Here is an 11,516-nt window from a genome sequence, read left to right on the forward strand (position 1 = left end):
AGGTGAACGGGCCGGACATCGTGCTGGAGCGGCCCACGCGCTACGGGCTGGGCTTTCAGCTCACCATGCCCGAGCGGCGGCTCGGCCCCGGGCCGCGCGCCTTCGGGCACTTCGGCGCGGGCGGGTCGCTCGGCTTCGCGGATCCCGACGCGCGCGTGGCCATCGGCTACGCGATGAACCAGGGGCGCCCGGGCTGGCAGCACCGGCACGTGCGCGAGCTGATCGATCTGGTGTACGCCGCGCTCTGAAGTTCCGCTCTGAGGCTCGGGCCGCGGGCCCGCCGGCGGCTCAGCGAGTCGCCTCGACGTTTCCGCGGAAACGCGGCCCGGCTGCAGGCTCGACCGGCCGCAGGACGTCGATCGCCCAGCCGAGATCCAGGCGCTCGCCCAGCCAGAGGGGGAGCCCGGTTCGCGCGGTGATGCGCAGGCCCGCCTCGGCGTGCCGCGCGCGCAGCGCCGCCACGGGCGCGTCGCCGAGGGCCGGCGGAACCGGCGCTTCAGGCAAGGGCTCGCCGTCCGGGCGATGAAAGTGTAGCGTCTCGTCCGGCGCGCGCGCGATCTGGAAGCCCTCCTCGTGCACGGCGCGGTGGTGTCGGCGGCAGAGGAGGGCCAGGTTGGACAGCGTGGTGGGGCCTCCGCGGGCCCAGTGCTGGATGTGATGCCCTTCCGTGAAGCGGCTGCCGCAACCGGGGAAGCGGCAACCCTGATCTCGGGCCTGTAAGGCCCGTCGCAGGGCAGGCGGAATGGTGCGACTACGGGCCGCGACCTCCACGATGCGCCCTGCGTCGTCGTGGCGCATCACTGTGCGGCTGGCGTCACAGGCTAGGCGCGCCGACGTTTCCGCGGAAACGTGCGTACCGTCCTCGAGCACGGACTGACCGGGCTGGTCGGGGTCGGCGAGCACAGGGGCGTCGACATGGACGACCACCTGGTAGCGGTCGGCGGCGGTGGTGGGCTCGAGGCCGTGCTTCAGGCCATGCTCTAGGGCGGTGGCGGCGAGGAGCGCCAGGGCGTCGGCGCGCTGCTGGGCCGGTGTGGGCGGGTCGCCGAGCGGGTCGCGCGGGCCGCTGAACGTGACAGTAAAACCACCTTGGTAGAGGGCCTCGCGCGCGGCGTCCAAGGCCTTGACGAACAGCGCGCCCACCTCGGGCTCGAGCCGGCCGCGGAGCACTACCGTGCCGTCGTCGTCGTGGAAGACGTGCAGGGCGCGGTTCTGATGGCGGAGCTTCGCTTCGCGAGCCTCCGCCTGCCGGTCCACTCGTCGCCAGCCGCGCACGATGCGCTCGACGTGGGAGGCAGTGCCCGCGCGGCCCACGCCAAGGAGGCGCTCCTCCGTCTCCGGCGTGGCCACCCGGGTGAGCGCGCGCACCTTGGCGTAGGAGAGCTCGCCGCGCGCGAGCGCCGCGGCCAGTCGCGGCAGCGCCGGGAGGGCGCGCGCCACCCGCACGCGCTCGCGGGCGGCACCGAGATTCATCCCCACGCGCCAGGCCAGCCACTCGGCGCAGGAGCGGAAGCCCGTGTTCCAGCCTCCGCGGGTGTCGAACTCCCGAATGAGATCGAGCAGCCGCGCCGTGGCGGCATCGAGATGGGCGGCGAGCTCGGCGATCTCGTCGCCCAGGCGCTCCAGCTCGGCGACGCGCGGGTGGGTGGGGACCACGGTGGGCATCGGCGCGCGTGACATGGTCGCGGTGATCGGCATGGCGTCTCCTCCTGCTGCGCCGACTCTACACCGCGGTTTTCGCGCGACCTGGGAGCCTGCACGGCGCGCGATCGGCGCGAAGGAGCAGATTTTCGATGGCCGCCTGCGCGATGGTGCGCCCGTGAGGCGCCGTGCCGCGCTGACGGGCCGCCTTCGCGACGTCGTCGACCCGGTGGCGCGGGCCGCTCGGGAGGCCGTCAAGACGTATCTGTTCTGATACGTCGCCCGACGGGGGTGCTATCGTAGCAGTTCAGCATGACGTGCACCGGCTGTCGCTTCGAGGCTCCGCCCGACTTCGCCTTCTGCCCCCGCTGCGGACAGAAGCTGGCCGCCGCCGCCGCCCCGCCGCCCGCTCCCACGCCCGAGGCCGACCGCCGCCAGGTCACCGTCCTCTTCGCGGACCTTTCCGGGTTCACGGCGCTCTCCGAGCGGCTCGATCCCGAGGAGGTGCGTGAGTTCCAGAACGCGCTCTTCGCGACCATGGCGCAGGCTATACAAGTCATGGACGGCTTCGTGGAGAAGTTCGTGGGTGACGCCGTCATGGCGGTCTTCGGCGCGCCGGTCGCGCACGAGGACGATCCCCAGCGTGCCGTCACCGCCGCGCTCGACATGCTCACGCGCGGCGCGGCACTGAGCCGGCAGTGGGAGCGGCGCCTGGGCCAGCCGGTGTCCCTGCACGTGGGGGTGCACACCGGTCCCGTGGTCGCGGGCAGCCTGGGCGGCGGCGCGGGCGCGGGGGGCGCGTACGCCGTGACGGGCGACACCGTCAACACCACCGCGCGCCTGCTCTCCGCAGCGCCGGCGGACACCATCCTCGTCTCCGATACGACCTACGCGCTCACGCGGCACCACTTCGCCTTCGAACCGGCGGATCCGGTCGCCGCGAAGGGCAAGGCCGAGCCCATCGTCGTGCACCGCCTGATGGGGGCGCTCGCCGACCCGACCTCCTCCCGCGGCCTGAGCGCGCTGGGCCTGGCCGCACCGCTGGTGGGACGCGCGGGCGAGCTCGCGCAGCTCGAGGGCGCTTTCGCGCGGATGCGCGAAGGCCGCGCGCAGGTGGTCAGCGTGGTGGGCGAGGCGGGCACGGGCAAGTCCCGGCTGATCGCGGAGCTCTTCGCGCGCCTCGGCGCGAGCGGCCGCCTGGACGGCGTGGTGCAGCGGCGCGCGGCCTGCTCCTCGCTGGGTGAACCGACCTACGGCGTGTTCGGCGCGCTTTTCCGCGACGCCTACCGTGTCGAGTCGGGGGACTCCCTGGACGTGGCCCGCGAGAAGCTCGTCACCGGGCTGCGGGCGCTAGGCGCGCGCGACGAGGAGGCGGAGGCCGTCGCGCCGGTGCTGAGCTATGTGCTGGGCGTGGAGGAAGCGAAGCCGCGCGACGTGGAGCCCGAGCAGCTCCAGCGCCAGATCGCCCTGGCCGCGCGCACGCTGCTCGAGCGGCGCCTGTCCCAGGAGCCGCTGCTGCTCTTGATCGAGGACCTCCACTGGGCGGACACGGCTTCCGTGGATCTTCTGCGCAATGCGGCGGATCAACTTGCGGACCGGCCGCTCATGTTCCTGCTGACGCATCGGCCCGAGGCCAAGCCTCCGATGGTGGCGCGCGCCGAGCAAACGATCATCCGCCTGGGGCCGCTCTCCGCGTCGGATACCCGGGCAATGGTGGACGGCCTCTTCGGCGAGGCGATCGGCGACCCCCTGGGGCAGATCGGTGACATCGTGGTGAGCCGCGCGGGCGGCAATCCGTTCTTTGTGGAAGAGATCGTCCGCATGCTGGTGGCGCGCGGCGTCCTCGTGCGCGAGGGCGATCGCTGGGCCAGCCCCGCCTCGTACCAGGAGGTGGACGTGCCACCCACGCTCCAGGGGCTTCTCCTCTCGCGGATCGACAAGCTCGGCGTCGAGGAACGGCGTCTCCTGCAGGAGGCCGCCGTGCTGGGGGTGGACTTCGACGAGCCGCTGCTGCGCGCGGTGGCGGCCGCGCCGGGGGACGCGCTCGGGCGCCTCGTGGAGGCCGATCTCCTCCAGCCGGCGGGGCGCGGGCGGGAGGGCGCGCGATTCCGCTTCACCCACGCGCTCGTGCACGATGTCGTGTACCAGAACCTCCTGCTCGCGCGGCGCACGGAGATGCACGAGCGGGTGGCGCGCGCGGTGGAGCAGGCGGCGGGCCCCCACCCGGAGCGCTTGAGCGACCTCGAGGCGCTGGGGCATCACTGGAGCCTCAGCGCCGACAAGGCCCGGGGCGCGCGCTATCTGCTCGCCGCGGGTGACTGGGCGCGGGGCGTCTACGCGAACGACGACGCGATCCGTCACTACGACCGCGCGCGGCGCATCCTCGCCGACTGCCCCGGCGGCGAGGCGGACACACTCGCCGCCCGCGAGCGGCTGGGCGATCTGCTGGGCCTCACCGGCCGGCGCGACGACGCGCTCGGGCACTACGAGGTGGTGCGCGCGGCGGCGGAAGCGGGGAGCGACGGCGCGGCCGCCGCCCGTCTGCACCGGAAGATCGGCGGGCTGCACTGGGACGCGGGGGATCGTGAGCGCGCGGGAGCCTGCTTCGCCGCCGGCCTGGAGCGCCTCGGCGCGGCCGGCGATGCCATCGAGCGGGCGCATCTCTTCCAGGAGATGGGCCGGCTGGCCTTTCGCGGCGGGGACAATGCCGCCGCCATCGAGTGGGCGGAAAGGGCGCTGGCCGAGGCCACCGGCGAGTCCGCGTCCGCCGGCGCCGGCGTGGCGGCCCCGGGCGAGGCCGAGCGCGCCCGCGAGGCCGCCGTGGTGCGCGTGCACGCCTATAACACCCTGGGCGTGGCGCTCGCGCGCACTGGCCGCCCCACCGAGGCAGTCGAGCAGATCGAGCGCAGCGTCGCGCTCGCCGAGGCGCGCGATCTCCTTCAGGCCGCCTGTCGCGGCTACACGAACTTGAGCGTGCTCTATGCCTCGCTCGACCCGCCGCGCAGCATCGAGACGTGCCGGCGCGGCCTCGCCATGGCCAAGCGGGTGGGCGACCTCGGCTTCCAGTCGCGGCTCTACGCCAACCTCGCCGTGGCGTACTGCGCGCTCACCGACCGCTGCGAGGCCGAGGGCGTCGAGGCTGCCCAGGCCGCGGTGGCGCTCGACCGGCGCCTCGGCCTCATCGACCACCTCGCGGTGCCGCTCATCGTGCTGGGCCAGATCGAGCAATGCCACGGCGACCACACGGCTGCCTTCGCGTGCTATGAGGAGGCGCTGGGTCTGGCCGAACAAGCGGGAGAGCCCCAGCTCCTCTTCCCCTGCTACGATGGTCTTGCCACGCTGTATCTCGACACCGGCGACGTGGCCACGGCCGAGTGCTATCTCGCCAAGGCTCAGGCGGTGTGCGAGCGCGCCGGCGTGGAGCCCGATGCGCTGATGGTGCTGCCATTTCTCTGCTGACCACTTCATGGAGGATTTCCGCATGACGACCGAGACCCGCCCGCCCGTAGCCCCCGGCGAGGCCGCGCCCGACTTCTCGCTCCCCGCCATCGACGGCTCGAAGGACGTCACCCTCGCGGACTATCGGGGCAAGAGCCCGGTGTTTCTTGCGCTGCTCCTGGGCCTCTGGTGTCCCTTCTGCCGGCGGCAGATCGTGCGCCTCGGCACGACCGAGGCCAAGCTCAGGGCCGAGGGCGTGGAAACGGTGTGCGTGGTCGCCACGCCGCCGGAGAACGCGCGCCTCTACTTCAAGTTCCGCCCGTCCAAGCTGCGCCTGGGCGCCGACCCGGGGCTCACCACGCATCGCGCGTTTCGCGTGCCCAAGCCCGACGCCGGGCCCGAGTTCTTCAAGGCGATGGAGTCCGTCCTCATCAACCCGGAGAGCGCGCTGCCGAAGCCGCTTCCCGTGATGGAGGCGGCAGGGGCGATCAGCAAGCTGGACGGGCACGTGAACTCGCCGGCCGACCAGGCGGACATGGAGCGCCAGTTCCCCCAGCTCAAAGCGCGGTACCTGATCGATCGCGACGGCGTCGTGCGGTGGGCGAGCATCGAGTGCGCCAACGGCCTCGCCGACCTGGGGTCGTTCCCCTCGGACGAGGAGATCCTGGCCGCCGCGCGCGCCCTGCCGCGCTAGGCGGCTACGTCACTTGCCTTCCGCGGCCACCGCGCCAGGAAACCGCGCTGCGTAGTACGCCAGCGTGTCGAGCTCTTCCGGCGTGACCTGGCTCACCGCCTCGCCCATCGCCATCGTGTAGCCCGGCCGCTGGCCCGACTTGAAGCCGCGCAGGCTCATCTGCAGATAGTCCTCGCGCTGGCCGGCGATGCGCGGGACCTGCTGGCCGCCGGCGAAGTCGGCGCCGTGGCAGAAGAGGCACTTGTGCTGCCGGGCCAGCTCGGCGCCCTTTTTCATGCGCGCCGGGTCGGGCGGTGTGGCCGGCGGCGGGGCCGGCACCGGCGGCAGCGTGGCGATGACGTTGGCGAAGCCCTGCATGTCGGCGTCGCTCATTCCCTTGGCGACCGCCGTCATCGCCTCGTTGTTGCGCCGGCCCTCGCGGAAGAGGAACAGCTGCGTGATCGCGTAGAACATATGCTGGCCGGCCAGCGCCGGCGTGTTGGGCATGTCGCTGCGGCCGTTGGCGCCGTGGCAGGCCGCGCAGAGCGTGGCGAAGCGCTGCGCGTAGGGGTTCGGATCGGGAGAGGGGCTGGCCGGCTTGCCCCCGCGCGGCTTGGCCTGGGCCCCGGCCGGTGAGGCCAGGGCCAACAGGGCCGCCGCGAAGACTGCAAGGCCGGCCAGCCCCCTCATTTATTCAGTCGTACTTACTTGCCGCTGTAGCTGATGCGATAGATCGCTCCGGCGTGGTCGTCGCTCACCAGGAGCGAGCCATCCTTCATCACCAGGAAGTCCACCGGCCGGCCGAGGTAGGTGTTGTTCTCGACGAAGCCGGTCATGAACGGCTCGACCTTCGCGCCGCCCTTGCCGTCTGGCCACGCCACGTAGACGCCGTTGTACTTCTTGGTGCGGTTCCACGGGCCGTGGATGGCGATGAACATCGCGCCCTGATACTTGGCCGGGAACATCTTGCCCGTGTAGAACTTCAGCCCCAGCGAGCCGGCGTGCGGCCCCAGGAGCGCCGCGGGCTTCTGGAAGTCGTCGCACGACTTGCCCCAGCCGAACTCCGGATCAGGAATGTTGCCCTGGTGGCAGAACGGGTAGCCGAAGTGCTGCTTGCCGGGCTTGGTGACCACGTTCAGCTCGTCGTTGGGCAACTCCTCGCTGAACCAGTCGCGCCCGTTGTCGGTGAACCAGAGGTTGCCCGTCTTGGGGTCGAAGTCGAAGCCCACCGTGTTGCGCACGCCCGAGGCGATGGTCTCCACGTTCGACCCGTCGAGGTTCATGCTGAAGATCTTGGCCCACGGGCCCGGATCGCAGAGGTTGCACGGGGCGCCGACGGCGTAATAGAGCTTGTCGCCCCTGATGCGCAGGTACTTCCAGCTGTGGTCGGTGCCGCCGGGCAGCTTGTCGTAGATGACCGTGGGCTCGCCGAGCTTGTCGAGGTTCGACTCGACGTTGTCGTAGCGCATGATCTTGGTGTTCGTGGCCAGGTAGAGACTGCCCTTGTGGATCTCGATGCCGGTGGCCAGCGGCATGTTATCGATGATGACCTTGGCCTCGTGCTTGCCGCTCTCGGGGATCACGTACACCTTGTTGGCGACGAATAGCGAGCTGACGAAGATGTTGTTCTTCTCGCCCTGGCGGAGGCCGCGCGCGTCGAGCACGCCCGAGGCCCAGACCTCGGCCTTGAAGCCCGGCGGCAGCTTGAACTTCTTGACCGGCAGCTGATCGGCCGGCGTCGGCACCGGGAAGGCCGGCACCGGCGCCATCTTCATGGCTTCATCGGTCTTCGGGCGGCCCTTGGCCCAGCCGGGCTCGTCCTGAGCCGACGCGGTGCCCAGCGCACACAACACGGCCAGCGTGATCAGCGAGACGACGCGCATGGTTCGTGGCACGGTGTGTCTCCTCCCTTGGGTGGTATGTGACGAGGCAAAAGGGCGAAGGCGGCGCTATCGCCGTCAGGGGGGCTTCTCGATTCTTCGACCCACGTCGAACCCTCAGATCCCATCTCGTGGCCCTTCAGTGGCTGCCATAGGCACAGCGCACATGACCGGCCGCGCGTGTCGTGGGCACTGCGGCGGCTGCCCCGGATGCTAGGCGATCAGACCCGCACCGTCAACTGTGCATGCTGGGCACGTTGACGGCGCGGTCAACGTGTAGTCCCAACCGTTAGGTGAGCCCGGCCGGCGGAGCTCTGGCAGAGCGCGCGGCGCAGTGCCATACTCGGGCCTCGCATCGACGCGCAGGCGTAAGACCTACGCACGATCCCGAGGGAGGTTCGCTATGAGCCGAGGATTGCGATCTGGCTTGTTACTGCTGTTGGTCGCCGGCCTGGTGGCCGTGACCGGGCTCGAGGCCCAGGCGCAGACCCCCAAGAAGGGCGGCGTGCTGCGGGTCGCCGTGCTCGGGGATCCGCCCACGCTCGACGCCCACTGGACCACGGCGAACTTCGTCGAGATCATCACCCAGCACATCTACGAGAGCCTCTACACGCTGGACCAGAACTACCAGCCGATTCCCGTCCTAGCCGAGGCGCTCCCCGCGGTGAGCGCGGACGGGCTCACCTACACGATCAAGCTGCGCCAGGGCATCCGGTTCCACAACGGCAAGGAGATGACCAGCGAGGACGTGGTCGCCTCGCTGAAGCGGTGGGGCGGGTACGCCGTCCAGGCCAAGGCCATGTGGGGCTCGGTGGAGGGCGTGCGGGCCGTCGACAAGTCCACGGTGGAGATCAAGCTCAAGGAGAAGTCGGGGATCGTCCTGATCTCCTTGGCCAACGCCAACAACTTCGCCGCCGTCTACCCCAAGGAGATCGCCGAGAAATATCCGACGCCGGCGAAAGTCACCGAGTACATCGGCACCGGGCCCTTCAAGTTCGTCGAGTGGAAGCCGGACGTCCACATCCGGATGGTCCGCTACGACGACTACAAGCCGCGGGCCGAGGCCCCGAACGGCTACGGCGGGCGGAAGGTTGCCTACGTCGACGAGCTCCGGTGGATCCCGATGCCGGACGTGGCCACGCGGGTCGCCGCCCTCGAGTCGGGGGAGGTGGACTTCGCCGACGACCTCCAGGCCGTGGCCTACGAGCGGATCAAGGACAACCCGAAGCTCCGGCCCATCATCGTGCGGCCGTACGCCTGGGCCATGGGGGTCTTCAACAAGAAGGAAGGCCTCATGACCAACGTCAAGCTCCGCCAGGCGGTGCAGGCGGCCATCGACATCGAGCCGGTCATGCGCGCCGCGGTGGGGAACCCGCTCTTCTACCGGCTCGATTCGGCGCTGGCCTTCACGGAGCAGTCGGCCTGGCACTCGAAGGCCGGCGGCGACGCCTACAACCAGCGGAACAAGGACAAGGCCAAGAAGCTCCTGCAGGAGGCGGGCTACAAGGGCGAGCCCGTCCGCGTCCTCACGACCAAGGAGTACGAGTGGATGTACAACGTCGCGCTCGTGACCAAGCAGCAGCTCGAAGACGTTGGGATGACCATCGACCTCCAGGTGGTGGACTGGGCGACCCTCGTCCAGCGGCGGAACAACGAGAAGATGTACGACATCTTCACCACGGGCATGACGCTGGTGCCGGACCCGACCCAGCACCCTTACCTCCGCTGCGACTGGCCCGGCTGGACCTGCGACGAGGCCATCACCAGCCGCATGGACGCGATCCGCAAGGAGCCCGACCCGGCGAAGCGCAAGGCGCTCTGGGAGGAAGTCCACCGGACCTTCTACGAGCGGGTCCCCGTGATCCGCTACGGCGACCTCTTCGGACTTCGCGCGATGCAGGCCTCCGTCAAGGGCTTCAACGAGAAGATGGCCTTCCCGCGCTTCTACAACGTGTGGCTGGAGAAATAGCGCAAACCGGCGTGTTCCCGGCCTCTGCAGTGAACCTACGGGCCCTGAGCGTGACCCGCGGCGGCCACGCTCAGGGCCCTCGTTCTGCTAACGGAAGGTTTACTTCGTCTTCGCCTGGCTGGCGGGATTCGGTGGCGGCGTCGTGGGCTTGGTACCCACCTTCCCGCCGCCCGTCGTCACGCCGGCCGGATTGGACGGCCCCGGGCTTGAGAGCTGCTGGGTCGCCGCAGCAGGGCGCTTGCCGCTGTTGGGCGTCGTTGTGGCGCTGCCCTTGCCGGCGCCCGTGGTCGGAGCCTGAGCGACGGCTGCGCTCGCCGAGAGCATCGCGATCGCGAGGGCGAGCGCGAACATCCGAACTGTGGTCATGTCCTGCCTCCTTCTGGCTTGCTATGGCGCCTGTGGGGGCGGTTGATGGCCTGGCGTCGTCGGCACCGTGCCCACGCGGCCCAAGCCCGGGGTGACGCCGCTCGGCGTCGCGTTCTTCGGGGCGGACAGCCGCGCTGTTGCCGTATCGGAGCGATGCACGCTGCCGGGCGCCGTGAGAGCGGTGCCGCGCCCGCCGCCCACGGTGTGGCCGGGGTGACCGACCACCTCGCCCGGATTGCCATGGCCCGCGTTGACCGACGGACCGCCGTTCGCCGACTGGCCGTTGCCGTTTTCTTGCCCCGCGGCGACGCCGTTGCCATTGCCGCCCGCGTTGCCGTTTCCGTTGCCCACGCCCGGGCCGCCGGGGCCGCCCGGGCCACCGACACCACCACCGGCGCCCGCGCCACCGCCTCCACCCGCGCCGCCACCGCCGCCTGCGCCACCACCCCCGCCGCCGCCTCGCGCCAGCGCAGGCCCCGCAGCCATGATCACCACGGCAAGGGCGAGCACGAAGATTCGATACGCTGTCATGCGCTACCTCCCCGTCGGTAGTCGAAGCCGGGCGCCGAGGCTGTCAGTGTCCTGACAGAAATCCCGGCGCCCGAAGGTGGGCCCTTCAGGAGCATCGGATATGCCAGCAGGCCGGGCCCGGTCCGCCGCCTTGTAATCGCGCGTCACACCTTGCCTCGGCCCCAAATGACCCTGGGAATTGGTTTTCCCAGCATGTAGCTTCTTCCGGCACCACTAGGTCAGATTGACGACCTACGTGTACTCGCCGCCATGTCCCCCACTTGACGGTAGTGCCACGGTGACAATAGGATCGACGCCGCAGGGGCCGGGTGCCCGCCCGGGAAACCTGTCGCTGGCGGGGCTGGTTACCTGATGGCCATTCCATGTAGAGCCCAGGGGGAAACGCATGGCACAGCCCGCTCACGGGAAGCCCACTCGTCGTGACTTTCTCAAAGTCGCTGCCGGCGCCGGTGCCGCTGCCGGGATCACCGGCGCGCCCTGGGTCGTCCGCGATGTCCACGCCCAGCAGAAGCCCAAGGTCATCGTGTTCGCGCGCGAGAGCTCGTACGTGAAGAACTTCGACGAGCACTTCCAGAAAGTGCTGATGCCCGCCTACGAGAAGGAAAAGGGCGTCAAGATCGAGTACCAGATCCAGGCGGCCGGCGGCAGCGCCGTGCCCCAGCTCGTCTCCATGGTGGAGAACAAGTCGGGCGCCGATCTCGCCTGGGTGCAGCAGGAGTGGCTCTACCGCGACGCGCTCGTGGATGTCTCCGACATCGCCGAGGAGGTGGGCAAGCAGCAGGGCGGCTGGTACGACGAGATCAAGCGTCTCTCCGTGGACAAGGGCAAGTGGAAGTCCGTCCCCAATGGCAACATCGGCCAGCTCATGGTGTACCGGAAGGACTGGTTCGACGAGGCGGGGATCAAGAAGTTCCCCGACACGTGGGATGAGTTCCTCGAGGCCGGCATCAAGCTCAAGGCCAAGGGCCATCCCTTCGGGATGTCGATGGGCCACGGCTTCGCCGACAACTACTCGTGG

The 11,516-nt window shown here is 70.2% G+C and carries 11 protein-coding genes; 6 read left to right on the plus strand and 5 right to left on the minus strand.

Going from position 1 to position 11,516, the window contains the following annotated elements; all coding sequences use genetic code 11:
* On the plus strand, positions 1–248 hold a 248-nt coding region (locus VFX14_22660; protein HEU5192493.1), incomplete at its 5' end, for a serine hydrolase.
* 40 nt (positions 249–288) lie between these two features.
* Here VFX14_22660 and VFX14_22665 read toward each other — a convergent pair.
* A complete protein-coding gene (locus VFX14_22665; protein HEU5192494.1) occupies positions 289–1,698 on the minus strand; it encodes a DUF222 domain-containing protein in 1,410 nt (469 codons plus the stop codon).
* On the opposite strand from VFX14_22665, the gene VFX14_22670 reads away from it, so the two are divergent.
* Genes VFX14_22670 through VFX14_22680 form a run of 3 tightly spaced genes read left to right on the plus strand, consistent with a single transcriptional unit; the run spans position 1,679 to position 5,773 of the window.
* Complete coding sequence (locus VFX14_22670) at positions 1,679–1,915, plus strand: hypothetical protein (GenBank protein HEU5192495.1); 237 nt, start codon at positions 1,679–1,681, stop codon at positions 1,913–1,915. The two genes, VFX14_22665 and VFX14_22670, sit on opposite strands and share 20 nt — an antisense overlap.
* A gap of 38 nt (positions 1,916–1,953) precedes the next feature.
* A complete protein-coding gene (locus VFX14_22675; protein ID HEU5192496.1) occupies positions 1,954–5,100 on the plus strand; it encodes an adenylate/guanylate cyclase domain-containing protein in 3,147 nt (1,048 codons plus the stop codon).
* 22 nt (positions 5,101–5,122) lie between these two features.
* A complete protein-coding gene (locus VFX14_22680) occupies positions 5,123–5,773 on the plus strand; it encodes a redoxin domain-containing protein (GenBank protein HEU5192497.1) in 651 nt (216 codons plus the stop codon).
* Between the two features lie 9 nt (positions 5,774–5,782).
* Here the strand turns inward: VFX14_22680 and VFX14_22685 are convergent, their stop codons facing one another.
* Together VFX14_22685 and VFX14_22690 are read right to left on the minus strand one after the other, a co-directional pair.
* Positions 5,783–6,442: a c-type cytochrome gene (locus VFX14_22685; protein ID HEU5192498.1), complete on the minus strand. Its 660-nt coding sequence runs from the start codon at positions 6,440–6,442 to the stop codon at positions 5,783–5,785.
* A 14-nt stretch (positions 6,443–6,456) separates the two neighbouring features.
* Positions 6,457–7,647, minus strand: coding sequence for a PQQ-dependent sugar dehydrogenase (locus VFX14_22690; GenBank protein ID HEU5192499.1), 1,191 nt, complete (start codon positions 7,645–7,647; stop codon positions 6,457–6,459).
* Positions 7,648–8,059: 412 nt separating this feature from the next.
* Between VFX14_22690 and VFX14_22695 the strand changes: the two genes are divergently transcribed.
* Complete coding sequence (locus VFX14_22695; GenBank protein ID HEU5192500.1) at positions 8,060–9,601, plus strand: ABC transporter substrate-binding protein; 1,542 nt, start codon at positions 8,060–8,062, stop codon at positions 9,599–9,601.
* A 99-nt stretch (positions 9,602–9,700) separates the two neighbouring features.
* Here the strand turns inward: VFX14_22695 and VFX14_22700 are convergent, their stop codons facing one another.
* On the minus strand, positions 9,701–9,967 hold the full coding sequence (locus VFX14_22700; protein HEU5192501.1) for a hypothetical protein: 267 nt from the start codon (positions 9,965–9,967) through the stop codon (positions 9,701–9,703).
* Between the two features lie 21 nt (positions 9,968–9,988).
* A complete protein-coding gene (locus VFX14_22705; GenBank protein HEU5192502.1) occupies positions 9,989–10,498 on the minus strand; it encodes a PE-PGRS family protein in 510 nt (169 codons plus the stop codon).
* A 385-nt stretch (positions 10,499–10,883) separates the two neighbouring features.
* On the opposite strand from VFX14_22705, the gene VFX14_22710 reads away from it, so the two are divergent.
* The coding region (locus tag VFX14_22710) for an extracellular solute-binding protein (protein ID HEU5192503.1) at positions 10,884–11,516 on the plus strand (633 nt) is incomplete at its 3' end.

This window comes from Candidatus Methylomirabilota bacterium (assembly GCA_035764725.1).
Classification (GTDB): Bacteria; Methylomirabilota; Methylomirabilia; order Rokubacteriales; family CSP1-6; genus DASRWT01.